The organism is Streptomyces sp. NPDC047061 (assembly GCF_040643955.1).
Classification (GTDB): domain Bacteria; phylum Actinomycetota; class Actinomycetes; order Streptomycetales; family Streptomycetaceae; genus Streptomyces.
The window spans coordinates 144,863-167,574 of sequence record NZ_JBEYVI010000008.1 but is presented as its reverse complement, the minus strand read 5'-3'; the positions used below and the strand labels follow the sequence as shown (position 1 = coordinate 167,574).

General features: G+C 70.2%; 22 protein-coding genes. 18 read left to right on the top strand and 4 right to left on the bottom strand.

The features are described 5' to 3' along the window. Nucleotide 1 precedes the first annotated feature (1 nt). Both ABZ887_RS15380 and ABZ887_RS15375 read right to left on the bottom strand, forming a co-directional pair. On the bottom strand, nt 2-187 hold the full coding sequence (locus ABZ887_RS15380; protein ID WP_361288471.1) for a DUF397 domain-containing protein: 186 nt from the start codon (nt 185-187) through the stop codon (nt 2-4). Between the two features lie 7 nt (nt 188-194). Further along, nucleotides 195-1,046 (bottom strand): helix-turn-helix transcriptional regulator, encoded by an 852-nt coding sequence (locus tag ABZ887_RS15375; RefSeq protein ID WP_361288468.1) that lies wholly within the window; start codon nt 1,044-1,046, stop codon nt 195-197. A 226-nt stretch (nt 1,047-1,272) separates the two neighbouring features. On the opposite strand from ABZ887_RS15375, the gene ABZ887_RS15370 reads away from it, so the two are divergent. The 6 genes from ABZ887_RS15370 (at nt 1,273) to ABZ887_RS15345 (ending at nt 6,786) form a co-directional block, all read left to right on the top strand. Continuing rightward, on the top strand, nt 1,273-1,749 hold the full coding sequence (locus tag ABZ887_RS15370) for an ATP-binding protein (RefSeq protein ID WP_361288465.1): 477 nt from the start codon (nt 1,273-1,275) through the stop codon (nt 1,747-1,749). Nucleotides 1,750-1,888: 139 nt separating this feature from the next. Continuing rightward, nucleotides 1,889-2,830, top strand: a complete 942-nt coding sequence (locus ABZ887_RS15365; RefSeq protein ID WP_361288462.1) for a hypothetical protein — start codon at nt 1,889-1,891, stop codon at nt 2,828-2,830. A 159-nt stretch (nt 2,831-2,989) separates the two neighbouring features. Beyond that, nucleotides 2,990-4,357 carry a nitrate/nitrite transporter gene (locus ABZ887_RS15360; RefSeq protein WP_361288459.1) on the top strand — a complete coding sequence of 456 codons (1,368 nt, stop codon included), beginning with the start codon at nt 2,990-2,992 and terminating at the stop codon, nt 4,355-4,357. Nucleotides 4,358-4,451: 94 nt separating this feature from the next. Continuing rightward, nucleotides 4,452-5,612 carry a uroporphyrinogen-III synthase gene (locus tag ABZ887_RS15355; RefSeq protein WP_361288679.1) on the top strand — a complete coding sequence of 387 codons (1,161 nt, stop codon included), beginning with the start codon at nt 4,452-4,454 and terminating at the stop codon, nt 5,610-5,612. 142 nt (nt 5,613-5,754) lie between these two features. Continuing rightward, nucleotides 5,755-5,913, top strand: coding sequence for a hypothetical protein (locus ABZ887_RS15350; protein WP_361288456.1), 159 nt, complete (start codon nt 5,755-5,757; stop codon nt 5,911-5,913). 327 nt (nt 5,914-6,240) lie between these two features. Beyond that, nucleotides 6,241-6,786, top strand: a complete 546-nt coding sequence (locus ABZ887_RS15345; protein ID WP_361288453.1) for a helix-turn-helix transcriptional regulator — start codon at nt 6,241-6,243, stop codon at nt 6,784-6,786. Here ABZ887_RS15345 and ABZ887_RS15340 read toward each other — a convergent pair. Beyond that, complete coding sequence (locus tag ABZ887_RS15340; protein ID WP_361288450.1) at nt 6,737-7,273, bottom strand: peptidoglycan-binding domain-containing protein; 537 nt, start codon at nt 7,271-7,273, stop codon at nt 6,737-6,739. The two genes, ABZ887_RS15345 and ABZ887_RS15340, sit on opposite strands and share 50 nt — an antisense overlap. A gap of 327 nt (nt 7,274-7,600) precedes the next feature. On the opposite strand from ABZ887_RS15340, the gene ABZ887_RS15335 reads away from it, so the two are divergent. The 6 genes from ABZ887_RS15335 to ABZ887_RS15310 all read left to right on the top strand — a co-directional run bounded on the left by ABZ887_RS15335 (nt 7,601) and on the right by ABZ887_RS15310 (nt 14,738). Continuing rightward, entirely contained in the window at nt 7,601-8,197 is a 597-nt protein-coding gene (locus ABZ887_RS15335; protein ID WP_361288447.1) for a CGNR zinc finger domain-containing protein, read from the top strand. 406 nt (nt 8,198-8,603) lie between these two features. Then, nucleotides 8,604-9,125, top strand: a complete 522-nt coding sequence (locus tag ABZ887_RS15330; RefSeq protein ID WP_010039908.1) for a sigma-70 family RNA polymerase sigma factor — start codon at nt 8,604-8,606, stop codon at nt 9,123-9,125. Then, entirely contained in the window at nt 9,125-9,946 is an 822-nt protein-coding gene (locus tag ABZ887_RS15325) for a zf-HC2 domain-containing protein (protein ID WP_361288444.1), read from the top strand. The genes ABZ887_RS15330 and ABZ887_RS15325 overlap by 1 nt, the downstream gene beginning before the upstream one ends. 180 nt (nt 9,947-10,126) lie before the next feature. Next, nucleotides 10,127-12,358: a UvrD-helicase domain-containing protein gene (locus ABZ887_RS15320; RefSeq protein ID WP_361288676.1), complete on the top strand. Its 2,232-nt coding sequence runs from the start codon at nt 10,127-10,129 to the stop codon at nt 12,356-12,358. Between the two features lie 395 nt (nt 12,359-12,753). Continuing rightward, nucleotides 12,754-14,157: an NAD-dependent malic enzyme gene (locus tag ABZ887_RS15315; RefSeq protein ID WP_361288441.1), complete on the top strand. Its 1,404-nt coding sequence runs from the start codon at nt 12,754-12,756 to the stop codon at nt 14,155-14,157. A gap of 299 nt (nt 14,158-14,456) precedes the next feature. Beyond that, nucleotides 14,457-14,738 (top strand): HU family DNA-binding protein, encoded by a 282-nt coding sequence (locus ABZ887_RS15310; RefSeq protein WP_121893988.1) that lies wholly within the window; start codon nt 14,457-14,459, stop codon nt 14,736-14,738. A gap of 97 nt (nt 14,739-14,835) precedes the next feature. On the opposite strand, the gene murA is transcribed toward ABZ887_RS15310, so the two are convergent. Next, nucleotides 14,836-16,176 (bottom strand): UDP-N-acetylglucosamine 1-carboxyvinyltransferase, encoded by a 1,341-nt coding sequence (gene murA, locus ABZ887_RS15305; RefSeq protein WP_089106630.1) that lies wholly within the window; start codon nt 16,174-16,176, stop codon nt 14,836-14,838. 307 nt (nt 16,177-16,483) lie between these two features. On the opposite strand from murA, the gene ABZ887_RS15300 reads away from it, so the two are divergent. The 6 genes from ABZ887_RS15300 to ABZ887_RS15275 all read left to right on the top strand — a co-directional run bounded on the left by ABZ887_RS15300 (nt 16,484) and on the right by ABZ887_RS15275 (nt 22,380). Continuing rightward, on the top strand, nt 16,484-17,056 hold the full coding sequence (locus tag ABZ887_RS15300; RefSeq protein ID WP_217545775.1) for a YqgE/AlgH family protein: 573 nt from the start codon (nt 16,484-16,486) through the stop codon (nt 17,054-17,056). A 52-nt stretch (nt 17,057-17,108) separates the two neighbouring features. Continuing rightward, nucleotides 17,109-17,387 carry a DUF3039 domain-containing protein gene (locus tag ABZ887_RS15295; protein WP_351718250.1) on the top strand — a complete coding sequence of 93 codons (279 nt, stop codon included), beginning with the start codon at nt 17,109-17,111 and terminating at the stop codon, nt 17,385-17,387. A 233-nt stretch (nt 17,388-17,620) separates the two neighbouring features. Then, on the top strand, nt 17,621-18,913 hold the full coding sequence (locus ABZ887_RS15290) for an extracellular solute-binding protein (RefSeq protein WP_361288435.1): 1,293 nt from the start codon (nt 17,621-17,623) through the stop codon (nt 18,911-18,913). 35 nt (nt 18,914-18,948) lie between these two features. Continuing rightward, a complete protein-coding gene (locus ABZ887_RS15285; RefSeq protein ID WP_361288673.1) occupies nt 18,949-19,893 on the top strand; it encodes a sugar ABC transporter permease in 945 nt (314 codons plus the stop codon). 5 nt (nt 19,894-19,898) lie between these two features. After that, complete coding sequence (locus ABZ887_RS15280; RefSeq protein WP_361288670.1) at nt 19,899-20,744, top strand: carbohydrate ABC transporter permease; 846 nt, start codon at nt 19,899-19,901, stop codon at nt 20,742-20,744. Nucleotide 20,745: 1 nt separating this feature from the next. Continuing rightward, complete coding sequence (locus ABZ887_RS15275; protein WP_361288431.1) at nt 20,746-22,380, top strand: beta-N-acetylhexosaminidase; 1,635 nt, start codon at nt 20,746-20,748, stop codon at nt 22,378-22,380. Nucleotides 22,381-22,712 lie beyond the last annotated feature (332 nt).

Here is a 22,712-nt window from a genome sequence, read left to right as displayed (position 1 = left end):
GTCATTGTGACCGGGGCCGTGCCAGGCGGGAGATGAAGTGGGTCCAGGCGGAGGACCTGACTGTGAGACGGAGGCCTTCCGGGTTCTTCGAGTCGCGGATGTGGATGGTCGCGGGGGCGGCGGCTATCTCGACGCAGTTCGAGGCGTCGGGGCTGTAAGTGGACTTCTGCCAACGGAGTTCGGACACGGCTCCCTCAGATGGTCTTGGCGATGCGGTGGATCAGGTCAAGGGATTCTGCGGGTTCCAGGGCGTTCTCTTCCATGCGGTCGAGAACGAGTCGGTATTTTTCCAACTGGGCCTCGGCGTCGAGGAAGTCGCAGCCGTGGTGGGTGTCCAACTGAACGGTGTCGAGCTGAGGCACCGCCCCCACCAGATAGTCGACGGACTGCCCTGTACCGGGGAAGGAGCCCTTGCCGAACGGGATGACTCGAACGGTGACATGTTCCAGCTCGCTCATGTCCAGTAGGTGCTTCAGCTGAGCCCGCACAGTGGCGGGGCCGCCGTACCCCATGTGCAGTGCGCACTCGTGGATCACCGCCGTGTAGGGCGGGGGAGTCTCCCGGTGCAGCATTTCCTGCCGTTTGATCCGGTGGCTGACCCGATGCTCGATCTCGTACTGCCGCAGAGCCGGTACGGCCTCCTTGAAGAGTGCCCGTGCGTGGTCGGTCGTCTGGAGCAGTGCGGGGATGTGGATCACCAGGGCAACGCGCAGTGCTGCCGCGTGGTATTCCAGCTCGGCAAGGTCGATGAGGCCGACTGGAAGGTGGTCGCGGTAGCTGTCCCACCAGCCGCGAGTGCGCCGACCTGTCATCGAGGCCAGGGCCTCCACGAGCTGCCCGTCGGAGCAGGAGTAGGCACGTGCCATGGACCGCAGTCGGTCGGCGCCGACAGGGGTGCGGCCGGTCTCGATCATGCTGACGCGCGCCTGATTGACGCCCAGGAGGTGGCCGGCGCCGGTGGCCGTGAGTCCGGCCCGCTCCCGCAGTTTGCGCAGCTCAGCACCCAGCCGTCGCTGTCGGAGCGTAGGGCTGTCGGTGGGCGGCACGCTGTCCCCTTCCTGGCCGCGACGCGGCACTGCGCTCCCTCACAGGAGTGAAGCATGGATGCTTTCCGTGGATTTAGTTAGATGCATCTAACCATTTGCTCTAGCGTGATTACACGTAGCCCAACTTCCCGCGCCCATAAGCCGGAAGCGCACCCCCACGGCAGAGCCGCCGCCCGGCGCGGTCGTTGAGCCTGATCCGCCTCCCCTTCTCTCGCTGGAGGTCTCCATGGGAACCGTATCCCCGCCCGACACCTGGGTGTACGCCCTCCGTCTGCCGCACGACCCGCGCGCGGCACGCGTCGCACGCATGACCGTACGGGCGGCGCTGAGCTGCCATGACAGACTCGAAGTCCTCGACACCGTCGAGCTGTTGACGTCCGAGCTGGTCACCAACGCCTACCGGCACACGAACGGCCCCGCTTCCCTCCGGCTGACCGCTCTGCCCGACGGTCGGCTGCGGGTCGGCGTCTGGGACAGCCACCCCCGAATCCCGGCCCCCTTCGGTGCGCCGCCCCGGGACCGTGTCGGGCTCATCCCGGCGTATGCCGAAGAAGGGCGCGGGCTGCATCTCGTACAGGAGTACGCCGACTCGTGGGGCGGTTGGGCCGTCGGCGACGGTGGTCCGCTGGACCGCGGTGCTGGGAAGCTGTTGTGGTTCGAGGTGAGCGGGTGTCGTGTGCAAGTGCGAGGGGCGACGGCGTGAGTAACGCTCGGCCGGCGTTGGCGGCAGGTCAAGCTCCGGTCAATCCGCTGGGCGGCCGTCGCTCTCGTAGCTGCCGCATGGAAGGATTCCCAGGTTGCGTAAGTGAAAAGAGTGGCTCGATCAACGGGGAGCGGATGCGATGAGCGCGCGGCAAGTGCGGAAGATGTTCCAGCTGATGGCCAGTGGCGAGCCCGTCGAGCTCACCAACGCCTGGGCCTCCGTGAAGAAGCTCGCCCGGCTCGCCTTCCTCGCCCAGCAGTTCGGGTACGAGTACGCCGACGCCCGTCACACCGGCTCCCGCAACAACGTGCTCAAACTCCTCATCGTGCCCGACCTCAGCCCGCAGGGGCGGGCGCGCGCCGCGCAGAACTGGGCGCAGTACCCGAACGCCGCCGACGGCGTCTCACTGCCGCCCCTCGTGCCCGACGCCGTCGAACTCCTCAAGGCCCGCATCCAGTTCGACCTCACCGGGAAGAACGCCGAGAAGCGGATGCTGCTCGGGGCCGGTGGCATCACCCTCGGGTTGGTGCTGGCCGCGGCGCGCGCCGGTGGGAGTGCGGGGGCCTTCGTCGTCTCCGGTGTGGTGTGGGTCCTCCTCATGGCGCTCATGGGGCTCGGGTTCTTCGTCACGCGCGGGCGCAACGCCAAGTTCGCGCAGCGACTCCAGGCTGCCGGGTTCATACCGGTGACGGGGGAGGGCGGGCGGGTGCGGTATCTGCCGCCCGGCACACCGATGCCGATGCCGATGCCGATGTCCATGTCCGTACCTGTGCCCGTGTCTGCGCCCATGCCCATGCAACCGGGGCCGGTGCCGCAGCCCCAGCAGTCGTGGCAGCAGCCCTCGCCGCAGGCCGGCCCCTACGGCCCGTACGGCGGCCAGGGCGGTCAGGGTCCCTACGGCGGCCAACCTCCCGCCGCCCCCGGTTACGGTCAGCAGCCCCCCGCCCCCCACACCCCCGGCCCCTACGCCCCGCCCCCGCAGCCCGCCGGGCCGTACGCCGCTCCTCAGCAGCCCCCGGGGCCGTACGCCCCCGGCCCCTACCACCAGCAGCCCCAGCAGCCTCCGTACCCGTCCCGCTGACCCGTGCCCGCCCGCCGACCTCTCACCGGGCCTCCCCGCAGGGTGAGAGCAACGTTCCCTTCCGGTCACCCACAGCCACAGCGCGGAAACGACGCCTCCCTACCTTCGTGGCCTAGTCACTCGTAGCAGCCCGAGCACGCGGAGCACCGTGGAGGCGTCATGACAGCCCCAGCCCCTACCTCACACAGTCACTGGATCCAGGAGTGGGATCCGGAGGACGAGACGTTCTGGAACGCGACCGGCGAGAAGGTCGCCCGGCGGAACCTCATCTTTTCCGTCCTCTCCGAGCACATCGGGTTCTCGATCTGGACCATGTGGTCGGTTCTGGTGCTGTTCATGGGGCCGGAGTACGGGCTCACCCCGGCCGACAAGTTCCTGCTGACCTCGATGGTCACGCTCGTCGGCGCGGTCGTCCGGGTGCCCTACACCTTCGCCGTCGCGGTCTTCGGCGGCCGGAACTGGACGATCATCAGCGCCGGACTGCTGCTCGTCCCGACCGTCGCCGCGTTCGCGGTGATGAAGCCGGGGACGTCCTTCAACACGTTCCTGCTGGTGGGGCTGCTGGCCGGGATCGGCGGCGGTAACTTCGCCAGCAGCATGACCAACATCAACGCCTTCTTCCCGTTGAAGAAGAAGGGGTGGGCGCTCGGGCTCAACGCCGGCGGCGGAAACATCGGCGTGCCGGTCATCCAGCTGGTCGCCCTCGCGATCATCGGGGCGAGTGGGGGGCCGCGGGTGCTGCTGGGCATCTACATCCCGCTGATCGTCGTCGCCGCCGTCCTCGCCGCGCTCTTCATGGACAACCTCGCCACCGTGAAGAACGACACCGGCGCCGCGATCGACGCCGCCAAGGACGGCCACACCTGGATCATGTCCTTCCTCTACGTCGGGACGTTCGGGTCGTTCATCGGGTACGCCTTCGCCTTCGGGCAGGTGCTCCAGGTCCAGTTCGGCCGGACGCCGCTCCAGTCCGCCTACCTCACCTTCATCGGCCCGCTGCTCGGCTCCCTCATCCGGCCCGTCGGCGGCTGGCTCGCCGACCGGTACGGCGGGGCGCGGATCACGCTCTGGAACTACGTCGGCATGGCCGCCGCCACCGCCCTCCTCGTCGTCGCCAGCATCCAGAAGTCGCTGCCGCTGTTCGTCACCTTCTTCGTCGTGCTGTTCGTGCTCAGCGGGCTCGGCAACGGCTCGACGTACAAGATGATCCCCGGCATCTTCCAGGCCAAGGCTCTCGCCAAGGGGTTGGAAGGCGAGGAAGCGGCGGCCTACGGGCGGCGGCTGTCCGGGGCCTCCATGGGGCTCATCGGGGCGGTCGGCGCGCTCGGCGGCGTCGGCATCAACCTCGCCTTCCGGCAGTCGTACCTCTCCTACGGCAGCGGCACCGGCGCCTTCGTCGCCTTCCTGGCCTTCTACGGCCTGTGCTTCGCCGTCACCTGGGCCGTATACCTTCGCCGGCCGGCCGTGCGGGAGCAGGCCGCGGCCGCCACCGAGGCAAAGGCGCAGCTCAGCTACGCCGAAGTGTGACGTAACACCGGTGACATCAACCCGAACCGAGCCTGTCACGCACCGTTGACAGGCTCGTTCGGCATGCGGGTCAGCTAGGAGAGCAGCCATGGCCATGGACGAGGAACAGCAGCGGACGGACCCAAGTCCGCACGGCCCTCTCGCGGGGTTCACCGTGGGGGTCACGGCCGCGCGCCGCGCCGACGAGCTCGGGGCGCTGCTGCAGCGGCGCGGTGCCGCCGTGCTGCACGCCCCCGCCCTGCGCATCGTGCCGCTCGCCGACGACGGGGAGCTGCTCGCCGCCACCAAGGAGATCATCGACCAGGCGCCGGATGTCGTGGTGGCCACCACCGCGATCGGGTTCCGGGGGTGGGTCGAGGCCGCCGACGGCTGGGGCTTCGGCGAGCAGCTGCTCGGGCGGCTGCGGGACGTGGAGCTGCTGGCCCGCGGGCCCAAGGTCAAGGGGGCCATCCGGGCCGCCGGGCTGACCGAGGAGTGGTCGCCGTCCTCCGAGTCCATGGCCGAGGTGCTCGACCGGCTCCTGGAGGAGGGCGTCGACGGCCGCCGGGTCGCCGTACAGTTGCACGGGGAGCCGCTGCCCGGGTTCGTGGAGTCGCTGCGGGCGGCGGGCGCGGAGGTGGTGCCGGTGCCGGTGTACCGGTGGATGCCGCCGGAGGACCTCGGGCCTGTGGACCGGCTCCTCGACACCGTCGTCTCCCGTTCGGTCGACGCGATCACCTTCACCAGCGCCCCCGCCGCGGCCTCCCTCATCTCCCGCGCCGAGCACCGCGGGCTGCTCGGCGACCTGCTCGCCGCCCTCGGCCACGACGTCGTCCCCGCCTGCGTCGGACCGGTGACGGCCCTGCCGCTCCAGGCCCTCGGCATCGACACCATCCAGCCGGAACGCTTCCGGCTCGGCCCCCTCGTACAGCTGCTCTGCCAGGAACTGCCCTCGCGGGCACGGGCGTTGCCGATCGCGGGGCACCGGGTGGAGATCCGGGGGCACGCCGTCCTCGTCGACGGTGCGCTGAAGCCGGTGCCGCCGGCCGGGATGTCCCTGCTGCGGGCGCTCTCGCGGCGGCCGGGCTGGGTGGTGGCCCGCGCCGAGCTGCTGCGCGCGCTGCCGGGCGCCGGGCGCGACGAGCACGCCGTGGAGACGGCGATGGCCCGCCTGCGTACGGCCCTGGGCGCGCCGAAGCTGATCCAGACCGTCGTCAAGCGGGGGTACCGGCTCGCCCTGGACCCGGCGGCGGACACGAAGTACGCGGACGTCTGAGGCGGACGGCCGGTGCGGTCCGGTCCGCTGTCGGTCCGGTCCATTGTCGGTCCGGTCCGTTGCCGGTCCGGTCCGCTGGCGGTCCGCCGCCGCCCGCGTGATGGAGGCAGGTGCCTCTATATCGCGATGGCCGCGGCCCGGCATGTCCGGCCTGGACTTCGAGAACGACTGGTCGGCCCTCTCCCAGGCGGCCCAGCGGTCCACGCAGAACGGCACCGCGCCCAACGTCCGGGTCGGTTCCGGAAGCCTGACCACGATGTCCGCCATCGACGCCCAACTCGCCCTCGCCCTGCGCAGCTGAGCCACGTGCGGCTGAGCCGTGCGCAGCTGAGCCATGTGCGGCTGAGCCGTGTGCGGCTGAGCTGGGGGAGGCGGTTCTCCGCCATGGGATGAGCGGACCGGCCGGCCGTCGTACGACGTTCTGGGGAGCGCCGCCGGGCAACGGGCCGTAGCGGGCGGCGTCCTGCTCGCCACTCCGGTCCGTCGCTTCCCGGGCGCGCCGGGCCGTCCCGTGCGGCCGCGCACGGGCGGCGGTCCGTGCCCCGGGTCCGCGGCCGTGCGCTCTGCCGGATCTCTCCGGCCGGGCGGCACGCTGACGCCGGACCACGGCACACGGGGGAGACGGAACATGACACGCTGGCAGCCCTTGCCGGCCACGCTGCCGCGCGAGGCCCGGCATCTGGTCGAGCAACTGCGGGCCCTGAAGGGCCGCAGCGGACTCAGCCTCGCCGGACTGGCCCGGCGCACCGCCTACAGCAAGTCGTCCTGGCAGCGCTATTTGAGCGGCGACAGACTGCCGCCGCGGGGCGCGGCACAGGTGCTGTGCCGGCTGGCCGGCGGGGACCAGGCGCGGCTGCTCGCGCTGTTGGAGCTGGCCGAACAGGCCTGGCCGCAGGGCGCGCCGGAGCCGGCGGCGGAAGCGGCACCCGGGCCTGCCGGGCCTGCCGTGCCCGCCCGGCTCCCCGAGTCCGCCGAGCCCGCCGAGCCCTCCATAGGACTGCGGCGGTGGCGGATCGCCGCCCTCGCCGCGTCCGCGCTCGCCGCGCTGCTGGCCGCCGGGCTGTGGTGGGCGCTGCCCCGCAGGGCGGACGACGACACCGGCGTCGCCCGCCCCCACGGTGTGCTCAGCCGAGCTGGTCGTAGTACGCGATCTTCCAGGAACCCGTGCCCTTGATGCGCACCCGGTACTTGTTGCTGATCCGCTTGAGGGTGGCGTTGTGCGCGGTGCCGTGGAACGTGACGGCGCTGCCTGCGGCCGGGCCGGTGAGCCGCTGTTGGGCGAAGGTCCAGCTCTGCTCGGTGACCACGCCGTCGTTGTCCGAGAGGCCGAAGTGCTCCTGCCACCACTGGGTGGCCGACTCGGTCTCGGGGCCGAACGAGCCGTCGATCTTGCTCTTCTCGAACGGGTGCGAGTCGCCGTCGTCGTCCTGGTACTGGGCGCCGTCCGCCCACAGCACGGTCTCCCACAGGGCCGTGGCGTTGCTCTGGGCGTAGTCGTCGACGCCGAGGTTCTCCTCGTCCTGCCAGTCGTCGGTGACGGCGCCGCCGCCGTCGATGCCGTGGTACGGCGCGGCGGCGCTCGCCGCCGGTGCCAGGGCCAGGCCGCCGGCGCCCAGCAGCAGGGCCGTCGTCGTCGCGACGATCCGGGTACGCATGCTCATGAACGTGTCCTTTCTGAACCGCCGTCCCTCGCGGGTCCCCCCTGGGGCGGCTCGCTGTGCGTTCGCAGGACACAGGGTCACGGCCCGGAGCGGGCGACGGCGAGGCCTGCCGGGGTATCCGGACCGAACGGGGACGGCCCGCGTCCCGGGCACCGGCGTCCCCGCCCGGAGCGGGGACGCGCGGGAACCCCGCGGAACGACGGGACGCCGGAACACCGGACCACGGGAACCGCGGAACACCGGTACGAGGACTTCCCGCCCGCCCGCCGCACCGGGCACTGTGAACAGAACGGTTCCCCTGTCCTAGGCGTAGGCGGTGACAGGCACATGGCACTGGGTACGGCCGCGGCCCCGTACGAGCTGCGCTTCGACGCCGGGCGGATCTGTCTCGATCTGCTCGCGACCACGCATCCCGGCGAACGGCTCGACGGGCTGGAACCGTTGCGGGCCTGGATCACCGGATCCGGACTCGTCCCGCCGGGCACCCCGCTGGCCCACGCCGACTCCGGCTGGCTCGTCGGGTTCCGTGAACTGCGGGTGCACGTGAGCCAGTTGGTGCGCGGCCGGCATACGCCGAGGATCCGGCCGTACGACCTCGCGCTCGCCCGCGTCAACGACCTCGCGCGCGCCGCCGCACCCCCGGCGCCGCGCGCCGTTCCCGACGAAGACGGACTTCTGGTGCGGGAGTTGGCCGGCCCGCCGGAGTGCGCCGCGCTGCTCGCGGCCGTCGCCCGGGACACCGTGGAGCTGCTCACCGATCCCGTCGCCCGGGCGGCGATCAGGGAGTGCGAGGGCGACAACTGCCCCCTCGTGTACCTGGACACCTCCCGGGGGCGCAGGCGCCGCTGGTGTTCCAGCGAGGTCTGCGGGAACCGCGAGCGGGTGGCCCGGCACCGGCGCCGAGCCGCGCTCGCCCGCGCGTGAAGCACGAGGGGAACACGAGGGAACACGCGTGAACACGCCCGAGCGCGCGTGACCGCCGTCACTCCGCATCCCAACTCCCGTCCCATTCGCGGCTTCTGCCGGATCTTCATCGAAGCTCCGCGAAAGTGATTTCGACAACACTCCGTTTGGTGACCGGCGAGTACGGGCAGCCCGGCCGCCTTCGACGTTGTGTCGGAAATGTAAAGATCACGCGGTGGGAATGTGGGGTCATGTCCCGCTCGTCATGTCACCTCGCAGAAAAATGTGGGGTCTTGTTGAACACGCCGCGAGCCACTTCCGTACCGGTGGGGGAGCGACCGACTGGGGGAACCCCCGGACACCGGAGGTGGGCGTGCGCAAGGATGCGGCCGTGGCCAATGAACGTGGATCGAGGGCCCGACATCGCATGTCCCAGCCCTCGGAGCCTGATGAGGAGCTGATGCGTGCTCTCTACCGGGAGCATGCCGGACCTCTCCTTGCGTATGTCCTTCGGCTGGTCGCCGGTGATCGGCAACGCGCCGAGGACGTCGTGCAAGAGACACTCATCCGTGCCTGGAAGAACGCCGGACAGCTCAATCGAGCGACCGGATCGGTACGCCCCTGGCTGGTGACGGTCGCTCGCCGCATCGTCATCGACGGTCACCGCAGCCGGCAGGCCCGGCCGCAGGAGGTCGATCCGTCGCCGCTGGAGGTCATCCCCGCGGAGGACGAGATCGACAAGGCGCTGTGGCTGATGACGCTGTCTGACGCGCTCGACGACCTGACCCCGGCCCACCGGGAGGTGCTCGTCGAGACGTACTTCAAGGGGCGTACCGTCAACGAGGCGGCCGAAACGCTGGGTATACCCAGCGGCACCGTCCGTTCGCGGGTGTTCTATGCCCTCAGGTCGATGAAGCTGGCTCTGGAGGAGCGGGGGGTGACGGCGTGATGAGTGTGTACGGGGGGCACGGCGGGTTCGGCACAGGTGGTTCGGGTATGTCTGGTGCCATGCAGGAATCTCCGGTGCCCAATGAGCACGAGACCGTCGGCGCGTATGCGCTGGGGATTCTCGACGACGCCGAGGCAACCGCTTTCGAGGCCCATCTGGCCGGGTGCGAATGGTGCGCCCAGCAGCTCGACGAGCTGGCCGGGATGGAGCCCATGCTCGCGGCCCTGGCGGATCTGCCGGGTTCCGGAAGTACCCCGTCCATCGGGGAGTCGCTGTCCGCGAAGCCCAGTCCGCGGATGGCCGAGAAACTCGTCGTCGAGGTCTCCGAGAAGCGGAAGGTCCGCAGCCGGCGCAACATCTTCGCGCTGGCGGCCTCGGTCGTGCTGATCGCCGGCGGCTCGGCGGCCGGCGTGGCGCTGGGCAGCGGCTCGAGCGACAACAGCGGAGACATGGCGATGGGCCCCGCCCAGGCGGCCTTCCAGACCATGACCGACAAGAAGTCGGCCACGGACCCGACGACCCACGTCAGCGCCACCGTCGCCGTCGAGAAGAAGGACTGGGGCACCCACGCGGTCCTCCAGCTCAAGAACGTCACCGGCCCGAAGAAGTGCTCGCTGATCGCCGTCGGCAAGAACGGCGAGCGCGAGACGGTGACCTCCTGGTCCGTTCCGACCTGGGGATACGGCATCACCGACGCCACGTCGGCGAAGGCCAAGGAGCCCCTCTACGTGCACGGCGGGGCCGCCTTCACCCCCAACCAGATCGACCACTTCGAGGTCATGACCTTCGACGGCAAGAAGCTCGTCTCGGTCAGCGCGTAGCTTCAGCGGGCCCCCTTCGCGTACGGTTGACGGCTGCCCAGCACGTCAGAAGGGGGCCCGGTGGCCGCTCAGGCTCAGCAATCCGCGGTCGGCTCTCACGGCTCGGATCGGGATTCCGCACAGGACTCCGTCCAGGACTCGCTCCGGGACGCGGTCCAGGATTCCGTTCGAGACCGTGAGATCAGCGTCGAACAGGTACATCTCGACCGGGTGTACCGCCGTCTCGAGGAGAAGATCCACGAGGCGGAGTTCCTCATGAACGACGCGGCCAAGCGCGGTCAGGTAGGCACGCCCGGCGCTCTCGCCGAGCGGGACGCCCAGGTCTTCCGGGCGGGCGTCCACCTGAACCGGCTCAACAACGAGTTCGAGGACTTCCTCTTCGGCCGGATCGACCTGCTCCTCGGGAAGGACGGCAAGAAGGGGCCCGACGGCGCCTACACCGCCGTGGAACCCGCCGAGGGCGCGGTCCGGACCGACAACACCGCAGACATCGCCGAGACCCTGCACATCGGCCGTATCGGCGTGCTCGACCAGGACTACGCCCCGCTGGTCATCGACTGGCGGGCGCCGGCCGCCGCGCCCTTCTACAGGTCCACTCCGGTGGATCCCGGGCGTGTCGTACGACGCCGGGTCATCCGCTCCAAGGGCCGCCGGGTCCTCGGTGTCGAGGACGACCTGATGCGCCCCGAGCTGACCGCCTTCCTGGACGGCGACACGCTGCCCGTCATCGGCGACGGCGCCCTGATGGCCGCCCTCGGCCAGGCCCGCAGCCACACCATGCGGGACATCGTCGCCTCCATCCAGGCCGAGCAGGACCTGGTCATCCGCGCCCCCGCCGCCTCCGTGACCTACGTCGAGGGCGGCCCGGGGACCGGCAAGACGGCCGTCGCCCTGCACCGCGCCGCCTACCTGCTCTACCAGGACCGGCGCCGGTACGCGGGCGGCATCCTGATCGTCTCCCCGACCCCGCTGCTGGTCGCGTACACCGAAGGGGTCCTGCCCTCCCTCGGCGAGGAGGGCCAGGTCGCCATCCGCGCCATCGGCTCCCTCGTCGACGGCACCGAGGCCACCCTGTACGACACGCCGGCCACCGCCCGCGCCAAGGGCTCCTCCCGGATGCTCCGGGTGCTGCGCAAGGCCGCCCGCGGAGCCCTGGAGCTGAACGATTCACCGACCCGGCTCAGGGTCGTCGCGTTCAACCGCCGGCTGGAGCTGGAGGCCGCGGACCTGGACCGCGTCCGGCACAACGCGCTGGGCGGCACGGCCCCGGTCAACCTGCTGCGCCCCCGCGCCCGCAAGCTGCTCCTGGACGCCCTGTGGAACCGCTCCGGCGCGGCCGGTCGCCACACCGACCCGGAACTCGCCGCCGAGCTGCGCGCCTCCTTCGACGAGGACATCCTCACCGAGGACTCCTTCATCGAGTTCCTGGACGCCTGGTGGCCCGAGCTCACCCCGCAGACCGTCCTCGCGGCCATGGCCGACGAGAGACGCCTCGGCCGCTGGGCCCGCCGCATCCTCAACCCCGGCGAGGTCCGCCGGGTGGCCCGCTCCCTGAGGCGGGACGGCCACACCGTCCACGACATCGCCATGCTCGACGAACTCCAGGCCATTCTCGGCGCCCCCGCCCGCCCCAGGCGCAAGCGCGAGGCGGACCCGCTGGACCAGCTCACCGGCCTGGAGGAGCTGATGCCGGTGCGCGAGGAGTCGCAGCGCGAGCGCGCCGAGCGGCTCGCCCAGGAGCGGATCGAGTACGCCCACGTCATCGTCGACGAGGCGCAGGACCTCACCCCGATGCAGTGGCGGATGGTCGGCCGCCGCGGCCGGCACGCCACCTGGACGGTCGTCGGCGACCCGGCCCAGTCCTCCTGGTCCGACCCGGACGAGGCGGCCGAGGCCCGCGACGAGGCCCTGGGCACCCGCCCGCGCCGCCGCTTCGAGCTCACGGTCAACTACCGCAACCCGTCCGAGATCGCCGAACTGGCGGCCAAGGTCCTGGCCCTCGCCATGCCCGGTTCCAAGTCCCCCTCGGCCGTCCGTTCCACCGGCGTCGAGCCCCGCTTCTCCGTCGTGCGCGACTCGCTGGAGAAGACCGTGCGCGCGGAGGCCGAGCGGCTGCTGGACCTGGTCGACGGCACGGTCGGTGTGGTCGTCGCCATGGACCGGCGCGCCGAGGCCGCCCGCTGGCTGGCCGGTCTCGGCGACCGGGTGGTGGCCCTCGGCAGCCTGGAGGCCAAGGGCCTGGAGTACGACGCCACGGTCGTCGTCTCGCCCGCGGAGATCGCCGACGAGTCCCCGGCCGGACTGCGCGTGCTGTACGTGGCCCTCACCCGGGCGACGCAACAGCTGACGGTGGTTTCCGGCGAGCGGGACGAACCGGACGCGGCAGGGGTCCCGGACCTGCTCAGGGACTGACGGCGGGGCCGGCGACCGGGCTGACGGCAGTGCTGCCGCGGGCCCGGTGCCAGCCGAACGGGCCCGATGTCAGGCCCGTTCGGCTGGAGGTTTCCTGTGAAGTCCCCGGACGGGAATGGCCGCGCGGGATCTGTTTGTTAGCCTTGTCGTGACACCGGCCCGATCCAAGCCCCCGGGCCCAACCTTCGTCGCTGCGAGCGACCACTTGCCGCGAGGCGAGCATGGCGGGTCGGTGTCATGAACGTCGAAGAGGCCCACGTCACTGTGTGACGTGGGCCTCTTTTTTGCGCGAACAATACGCACGCAATCAGGCCCGGCTAACGCCTACCCGACGGTAGGTGCGACGATCGGACGGCAAAACCAGCGACACGGTGAAACAACGAAGGAAGTCGGCCATGGCAACGGCGCCCAGCGTCTCCTACTCGATGACCATCCGGCTGGAGGTGCCCGCGAGCGGAACCGCCGTCTCGCAGCTCACCACCGCCGTGGAGTCCTCCGGAGGCTCGGTCACCGGCCTCGACGTCACCGCGTCCGGCCACGAGAAGCTCCGTATCGACGTCACCATCGCGGCCAGCTCGACCGCGCACGCCGACCAGATCGTCGAGCAGCTGCGCGGCATCGAGGGCGTCACCCTCGGCAAGGTCTCGGACCGTACGTTCCTGATGCACCTCGGCGGCAAGATCGAGATGCAGTCCAAGCACCCCATCCGCAACCGTGACGACCTCTCCATGATCTACACCCCGGGCGTGGCCCGCGTGTGCATGGCGATCGCGGAGAACCCCGAGGACGCGCGCCGCCTCACCATCAAGCGCAACTCCGTTGCGGTCGTGACGGACGGCTCGGCCGTGCTGGGCCTCGGCAACATCGGCCCGAAGGCCGCCCTCCCGGTCATGGAGGGCAAGGCGGCCCTCTTCAAGCGGTTCGCCGGCATCGACGCCTGGCCTCTGTGCCTCGACACCCAGGACACCGACGCGATCGTCGAGATCGTCAAGGCGATCGCCCCCGGGTTCGCCGGCATCAACCTCGAGGACATCTCGGCCCCCCGCTGCTTCGAGATCGAGGCCCGGCTGCGCGAGGCCCTCGACATCCCCGTCTTCCACGACGACCAGCACGGCACCGCGATCGTCGTCCTCGCCGCCCTGACGAACGCACTTCGCGTCGCGGGCAAGGCGATCGAGAACATCCGGGTCGTCATGTCCGGCGCCGGCGCGGCCGGTACCGCCATCCTCAAGCTGCTGATCGCGGCCGGTGTGAAGAACGCCGTGGTCGCCGACATCCACGGTGTCGTGCACTCCGCCCGCGAGGACCTGGTGGACGCCCCGGCCGACTCGCCGCTGCGCTGGATCGCCGACAACACCAACCCCGAGAACCTCACCGGCACCCTCAAGGAGGCCGTGCGCGGCGCCGACGTCTTCATCGGCGTCTCCGCCCCGAACGTCCTCGACGGCGACGACGTGGCCGCCATGGCCGAGGACGCGATCGTGTTCGCACTCGCGAACCCCGACCCCGAGGTGGACCCGGCGATCGCGCGCCAGACGGCCGCCGTGGTGGCCACCGGCCGCTCCGACTTCCCGAACCAGATCAACAACGTGCTGGTCTTCCCGGGTGTCTTCCGCGGCCTCCTGGACGCGCAGTCCCGTACGGTGAACACCGACATGATGCTCGCGGCCGCGAAGGCCCTCGCCGACGTGGTCACGGAGGACGAGCTGAACCCGAACTACATCATCCCCAGCGTCTTCAACGAGAAGGTCGCGGGAGCGGTGGCGGGCGCGGTCCGGGAAGCGGCCAAGGGCGCGTAGCGTCCCGTAAGGGGCGCGGGGAACTGCGCGAGCAACCCCCACCGGCCGGCAGCCGAAACACGACCGCACCCGCATGGTGCAGGGGTCTGGGGGCAGCAGCCCCCAGGCAAACGTTTGTGAAACTTGCCACGCCATCCGACCGGCGCGTCGTGAAACCCCCCCTTCGGCCCACCCGTAGGGTATTTGCGGCACCCGGATTGGCGTTCCCGCCGCAGGTGGGGGCAGGATGCGTCCCGGCCCAACATGCGGCTCCGCCGCGTGGCACGCCTCAATGGCAAGAAGAACACGGGAGTAACAACATGAACCGCAGTGAGCTGGTGGCCGCGCTGGCCGACCGTGCCGAGGTGACTCGCAAGGACGCCGACGCCGTACTGGCCGCGTTCGCCGAGGTCGTCGGCGACATCGTCTCCAAGGGCGACGAGAAGGTCACCATCCCCGGCTTCCTGACCTTCGAGCGCACCCACCGTGCCGCTCGCACCGCGCGCAACCCCCAGACCGGCGAGCCGATCAACATCCCCGCCGGCTACAGCGTGAAGGTCTCCGCGGGCTCGAAGCTCAAGGAATCCGCCAAGGGCAAGTGACCTTGCCGTCCGTAGGCCACGGGACGGCATACGGTGCGTAGCACGACGATGGGGCGGCCCCTCCACCAGGGGCCGCCCCATCGTCGTACGGGAAGGGCTATCCGAGCGCCTTGCCCGGCAGTTCCACCTTGGCGCCGAGCTCTACCAACTTCTCCATGAAGTTCTCGTAGCCGCGGTTGATGAGGTCGATGCCGTGGACGCGGGACGTGCCCTGGGCCGCGAGGGCCGCGATGAGGTAGGAGAAGCCGCCGCGGAGGTCGGGGATGACCAGGTCGGCGCCCTGGAGCTTGGTCGGGCCGGAGACGACCGCGGAGTGCAGGAAGTTGCGCTGGCCGAAGCGGCAGGCCGAGCCGCCCAGGCACTCGCGGTAGAGCTGGATGTGAGCACCCATCTGGTTCAGCGCGGAGGTGAAGCCGAGGCGGGACTCGTAGACCGTCTCGTGGACGATCGAGAGGCCCGTGGCCTGGGTCAGGGCCACGACGAGCGGCTGCTGCCAGTCGGTCTGGAAGCCCGGGTGCACGTCCGTCTCCAGGGCGATGGACTTCAGCTGGCCGCCGGGGTGCCAGAAGCGGATGCCCTCGTCGTCGATCTCGAAGGCACCGCCCACCTTCCGGTAGGTGTTCAGGAACGTCATCATCGAGCGCTGCTGGGCGCCCCGGACGTAGATGTTGCCCTCCGTCGCCAGCGCCGCCGACGCCCAGGACGCGGCCTCCAGCCGGTCCGACAGGGCCCGGTGGGTGTAGCCGCCGAGCTTGTCCACGCCGGTGATGCGGATCGTGCGGTCGGTGTCGATCGCGATGATCGCGCCCATCTTCTGCAGGACGCAGATGAGGTCCTCGATCTCCGGCTCCACGGCCGCGTTCGACAACTCCGTGACGCCCTCGGCGAGTACCGCCGTCAGCAGCACCTGCTCGGTCGCGCCGACGGACGGGTACGGCAGCTGGATCTTCGTGCCGCGCAGCCCCTTCGGCGCCTCCAGGTACTGGCCGTCCGCACGCTTCTCGATGGTCGCGCCGAACTGCCGCAGCACGTCGAAGTGGAAGTCGATGGGGCGGCCGCCGATGTCGCAGCCGCCGAGGCCCGGAATGAAGGCATGGCCGAGGCGGTGCAGCAGCGGGCCGCAGAAGAGGATCGGGATCCGGCTCGAACCCGCGTGGGCATCGATGTCGGCGACGTTCGCGCTCTCCACGTACGTCGGGTCGAGCACCAGCTCACCGGGCTCCTCGCCCGGACGCACCGTCACCCCGTGCAGCTGCAGCAGGCCGCGCACCACCCGCACGTCGCGGATGTCCGGAACGTTGCGCAGCCGACTGGGTGCACTGCCCAGCAGGGCGGCGACCATGGCCTTCGGTACGAGGTTCTTCGCACCGCGGACCCGGATCTCGCCCTCCAGCGGGGTTCCGCCGTGGACAAGCAGGACATCGTCGTTGACGGTCATGAATCTCGCGTTCCATGGAGTTGGGCAGGGCCGGAGAGACAGAGTAATCGCCCATCGGCCCACTCCCGTAAGCCCAAGGACCGCCCAGCTACGTCATAGCTGTGTCACAACACGAACGGTGCCTAATCGGGCACATGGGGTCACCGCCCGTGACCGTGCGCCGGGGGCGCTCCCTTCCGCCCTCCCGTCTCCCACCACCACCCTCAGACGAGGCCTTATCAGGCCGCTCCTTTAAATCATGGCTGCATTCACCCATGGACCCGGATTGGCTCCCCATGCGACGGGAAGATGCGGGATCATGTCAGGCATGACCGAGGTGTCCTCGCTCACAGGGCGGCTGCTCGTGGCCACGCCCGCCCTGGCGGACCCGAACTTCGACCGTGCGGTGGTGCTCCTTCTCGACCACGACGAGGAGGGCTCCCTCGGTGTCGTCCTCAACCGCCCCACCCCGGTGGACGTCGGCGACATCCTGGAGGGCTGGGCCTCCCTCGCCGGCGAGCCGGGGGTCGTCTTCCAGGGCGGCCCGGTCTCCCTGGACTCCGCGCTCGGCGTGGCGGTCATCCCCGGCGGGGCGAACGGCGACCGCGCCCCGCTCGGCTGGCGCCGGGTGCACGGCGCTATCGGCCTGGTCGACCTGGAGGCCCCGCCGGAACTGCTCGCCTCGGCCCTCGGCTCCCTGAGAATCTTCGCCGGTTACGCCGGCTGGGGCCCCGGCCAGCTGGAGGACGAACTGGTCGAGGGTGCCTGGTACGTCGTCGAGTCCGAGCCCGGCGATGTCTCCTCGCCGTCCCCCGAAAGGCTCTGGCGCGAGGTCCTGCGCCGCCAGCGCAACGAGCTCGCGATGGTCGCCACCTACCCGGACGACCCCTCGCTCAACTGACGCCGGGCCTTCGCTCAACCGTTGTCCGGGCGCTTCAGTACCCTTGGCACTCATGAGCACTCTTGAGCCCGAGCGCGGGACTGGTACGGGGACCCTCGTAGAGCCGACGCCGCAGGTGTCCCACGGTGACGGCGACCACGAGCGCTTCGCCCACTACGTCCAGAAGGACAAGATCATGGCGAGCGCCCTCGACGGCACCCCCGTCGTGGCGCTGTGCGGCAAGGTGTGGGTGCCCGGCCGCGACCCGAAGAAGTACCCCGTGTGTCCCATGTGCAAGGAGATCTACGAGTCCATGGGCGCCGGCGGCGACGGCGAGGGCCAGGACAAGTAACCCGCCCGTCCGACAACTCGGCTCTCCGAGGCCCCGGGCACGCTTTGGCGTGCTCCGGGGCCTTTGTCATGCCCGCGCGTTGCACGGAGTGCGTCCCGCGGTCACAGAGTGGTTGAGACCTCTTGTCGACGTGTTCATGTAGTCCCTAGCCTCCGTGGTGTTGTGCAGAGCGAAACAGCCGTTGCATAGCTTGCAACGCCCCATGCTTGAGCGCGCTCCCGGAGGGTCACTCCATGAAGCTCCCCGTCCCCGCACTCCTCGCCGGCGCCCTGTTCCTGGCCGCCGCCTGCGCCCCGCAGACCTCCTCCAATTCCGCCTCCGACAAGGACGACAAGAGCGGCACCCTGCGGGTGTGGCTCTTCCAGGAGGTCGGCAACGACCCGAAGCAGAAGGTCGTCGACTCGGTCGTCGCCGCCTTCGAGAATGCACACGACGGCACCAAGGTCGACGTGGAGTACATCCCGGTCGACACGCGCGCCCAGCGCGTCAAGGCCGCCTTCAACGACCCGGCCTCGGCTCCCGACGTCATGGAGTACGGCAACACCGACACCGCCGGTTACGTCCACGACGGCGGACTCCTCGACGTCACCAAGGACTTCGGCGCCTGGAGCGAGGCGAAGGACACCGATCCGACGGCCCGGCAGTCGGTCACGGTCGCCGGCAAGGTCTACGGCGCCCCCTTCTACGTCGGCGTCCGCGCCCTCTACTACCGCACGGACGTCTTCAAGGACCTCGGCCTGAAGCCGCCGACGACCATGACCGAGCTGGCCGCCACCGCCCGCGCCATCCGCAAGGCGAAGCCCGACCTCTACGGCCTCGTCGTCGGCGGCGCCTACACCTACGGCGCCATGCCCTTCATCTGGGCCGACGGCGGCGAACTGGCCACGGCCGACGGCGGGTCGTACACCTCGGCGATCGACAGCGCGGCCGCGCAGAAGGGCATCAAGGCGTACACGTCCCTCTTCGGCGACGACAACTGCCCGGCCGCCAAGTGCGCGGGCTTCGGCGGCAACGACACGGTCACCGCGTTCGCCGCGGGCAAGGCGGGCATGGCGATCGGGGGCGACTTCAGCCATGCGGCCGTGGAGGCGGGGAGCGTCAAGGGCAAGTACGCGGTGGTGCCGCTGCCGGGGGCCACGGCCGGCTCGGTCGCGCCGGCCTTCGCGGGCGGCAACAACATCGGGGTCCTGAAGAGCACGACGCACCGCACGCTGGCCGTGCAGCTGATGGAGCAGCTGACCTCGAAGAAGACGCAGGCGGCGATGTTCGACGCGATGGGTTTTCTGCCGACCTTCAAGGACGTCCGTGACCAGGCGGCGGCGAAGGAGCCGTTCGTGAAGCCGTTCGTGGCGACCCTGGCCGCCGGGACGAAGTTCGTGCCGGCGTCGGCGGGGTGGTCGCAGATCGACTCGTCGCTGGTGCTGCCGACGATGTTCCAGGAGGTCATCAGCGGCAAGAAGAGCGTGGCGGCGGCTTCGGGGGAGGCGGCGAAGAAGATGGACGACGCGTTTGGCTCCGCCGGATGACGCCGACGGTGGGGGTGCTTGCCGAGCGTGGGCGGGTGCGGCGCCGTCGTGGCTGGTCGCGCCCACGCGGCGGAAGCCGCAAATTCAATACAGCCCCGCGCCCCTTGGCAAGTTGGACTGTGCCTTGGCTGTATCTGACCCCCGCTCTCGTCGTCCTCGGGGGTCTGCTCGTCTACCCCATCTACCAGCTCGGGCTCATCTCCGTCTTCCGGTACACCCAGGCTCAGGTCAGTGGGGGTGAACCCACCGCCTTCGTCGGGCTCGGCAACTACTCGGACCTCTTCTCCGACGACCAGTTCTGGTCGGTGCTGCTGGCCACCGTCCTCTTCGCCGCCGGCTGTGTGGTGTCGACGCTCGCCGTCGGCTGTGCGCTCGCCGTGCTGCTGACGCGGGTGCGGGCGGTGCCGCGGCTCGCGCTGATGCTGGCGGCGCTGGGGGCGTGGGCGACCCCGGCCGTCACCGGGTCCACGGTCTGGCTGTTCCTCTTCGACGCGGACTTCGGGCCGGTCAACAGGGTGCTCGGGCTCGGCGACCACTCCTGGACCTACGGGCGGTACTCCGCCTTCTTCCTGGTCCTGCTCGAAGTGGTCTGGTGCTCCTTCCCGTTCGTCATGGTCACCGTGTACGCCGGGATCCGCGCCGTACCGTCCGAGGTGCTGGAGGCGGCCGCGCTGGACGGGGCCTCGCAGTGGCGGATCTGGCGGTCGGTGCTGGCGCCGATGCTCCGGCCGATCCTGACGGTCGTCACCATCCAGTCGGTGATCTGGGACTTCAAGATCTTCACGCAGATCTACGTGATGACCGGCGGGGGCGGGATCGCCGGGCAGAACCTGGTGCTCAACGTGTACGCCTACCAGCAGGCCTTCGCCTCCTCGCAGTACGGGCTGGGCGCCGCCATCGGTGTCGTCACGCTGCTGGTCCTGCTCGCCGTGACCCTGGTCTACCTGCGGCTGCTGCGCCGGCAGGGGGAGGAGCTGTGAGCGTGGTGAATCCTGTGCGCGGGTTCGTGCGGCGGCCGGGCCGGCTGGCCGCCGAGGGGGCGGCGCTGGCGATCGCCGTACTCGTCGCCTTTCCGCTCTACTGGATGGTGCTGGGCGCCTTCAAACCGGCCGGGGAGATCGAGTCGGACCGGCCCCGGCCGTGGACCCTCTCGCCCTCTCTGGACTCCTTCCGGCGGGTGTTCGGGCAGCAGGAATTCGGTCGTTACTTCGTCAACAGTCTGGTCGTCGCGGGCAGTGTCGTGGTCGTCTCGGCGCTCGTCGCCTTTCTCGCCGCGACCGCCGTGACCCGATTCCGGTTCCGCTTCCGGACCACCTTGTTGATCATGTTTCTGGTGGCCCAGATGGTGCCCGTGGAGGCCCTCACCATCCCCCTCTTCTTCCAGATGCGGGACTTCGGTCTGCTGAACACGCTGGGATCGCTGATCCTGCCCCACATCGCCTTCTCGCTGCCCTTCGCGATCTGGATGCTGCGGGGGTTCGTGAAAGGGGTGCCCCAGGCGCTGGAGGAGGCCGCGTACATCGACGGGGCGAGCCGGTCGCGCTTTCTCTGGCAGATCCTTTTCCCGCTCGTCCTGCCGGGCCTGGTGGCCACGAGCGTGTTTTCCTTCATCTCCGCCTGGAACGACTTCCTCTTCGCCAAGTCCTTCATCATCAGCGACACTTCGCAGTCGACCCTGCCGATGGCGCTGCTGGTGTTCTTCAAGCCCGACGACCCCGACTGGGGCGGGGTGATGGCGGCGTCCACGGTGATGACGATTCCGGTGCTGGTGTTCTTCGTACTCGTACAGCGACGCCTGGTCTCGGGACTGGGCGGAGCGGTTAAGGACTGACATGACTTCAGAGACGAATCTCATTCCGGCGCCGCGCACTGTCGTCGCGGGTTCGGGCGAGGTGCGGCTGACGGCGCACTCGCAGCTCTATGCCGGTCCGGGGACGGAGGGGGCCGGCCGCTGGCTGCGCTCGGTCCTAGGGGCGGCCACCGGTCTGCCGCTGCGCGAGGGGAGGGAGCTCGACGACACCGAGGGCGACGGCATCGGGCTCCTGCTCGACCCCCACTTGGGCCCCGAGGAGTACCGCCTCGTCAGCGAACCGGCCGGCGTCCTCGTGGAGGGCGGCAGCGCGGCGGGCGTCTTCTGGGGCGCCCAGACGCTGCGGCAGCTCCTCGGCCCCGCCGCGTACCGCAGGGCCGCCGTGGAACCCGACCGCACCTGGGCCGTGCCGCATCTCACGATCGAGGACTCCCCCCGATTCGCCTGGCGCGGCCTCATGCTCGACGTCGCCCGGCACTTCATGCCCAAGGAAGGCGTCCTGCGCCACCTCGATCTCATGGCGGCGCACAAACTCAACGTCTTCCACTTCCACCTGACGGACGACCAGGGCTGGCGCCTGCGGATCGAGCGCTACCCCCGGCTCACCGAGGTCGGCTCCTGGCGGACCCGCACGAAATTCGGTCACCGCGCCTCACCGCTGTGGGACGAGAAGCCGCACGGCGGCTTCTACACCCAGGACGACATCCGGGAGATCGTCGCCTACGCGGCCGAGCGGCATATCACCGTCGTCCCCGAAATCGACGTACCGGGACACTCGCAGGCCGCCATCGCCGCGTATCCGGAACTCGGCAACACCGACGTCATCGACACCACCTCGCTGACCGTCTGGGACTCCTGGGGGATCTCTCCGAACGTACTCGCCCCCACTGACAACACCCTGCGCTTCTACGAGGGGGTGTTCGAGGAAGTGCTCGGGCTCTTCCCGTCGGAGTTCGTGCACATCGGCGGCGACGAATGCCGCAAGGACCAGTGGCGGGCCTCGCCGGCCGCGCAGGCGCGCATCAAGGAACTCGGGCTCGCCGACGAGGACGAGTTGCAGTCGTGGTTCATCGGGCACTTCGCGAAGTGGCTTTCCGCGCGCGGGCGTCGGCTGATCGGCTGGGACGAGATCCTGGAGGGCGGGATCGCCGAGGGCGCGGCCGTGTCGTCGTGGCGCGGTTACGGCGGCGGGATCGCGGCCGCGCGGGCCGGACACGACGTCGTCATGTGCCCCGAGCAGCACGTGTACCTGGACCACCGGCAGGCCGACGGCGCCGACGAGCCGGTACCGATCGGATTCGTCCGCACCCTGGAGGACGTGTACCGGTTCGAGCCCGTTCCGGCCGGGCTGGACGAATCCGAGGCGCGGCGGATCCTCGGCACCCAGGCCAACGTCTGGACCGAGGTGATGGAGGACCAGGCGCGCGTGGACTACCAGGCCTTCCCCCGGCTCGCGGCCTTCGCCGAGGTCGCCTGGAGCGCGCTCCCGGCCCCGGGGGAGCGGGACTTCGCCGACTTCGAGCGCCGGATGGCCGAGCACTACCGGCGGCTCGACGCCCTGGGGGTCGCCTACCGCCCGCCGGCCGGCCCCCTGCCGTGGCAGCAGCGCCCCGGCGTCCTGGGCCGCCCGATCGACGGCCCGCCCCCGAACCGCTGAGCGCTCCGCCGGAAGCGCCGCGATGTGCCGTCTGCCGTCTGTCGTCTGCCGTCCGCTGTGTGCGGCGCCGTCGTGGCTGGTCGCGCAGTTCCCCGCGCCCCTTCGGGGGCGCAGCGGAGCCGCCCCCGAACACGTAATGGAAAAAGCCCTCAAGGATCACCGAAGAGTGTCAATCGGTACGCACCGGCGATGGTGGAATAAAACGGACCAAGTCGCCGATGAGGTGGGCGAATGCCTCCTAGCGGACCCGTGCGTTCGAGGCTTGCGAAGATGTGCCAGAGTTGCCACGTCCGCCCTGTGAGCACGTACCGTACGGCCACACAGGTGGGACC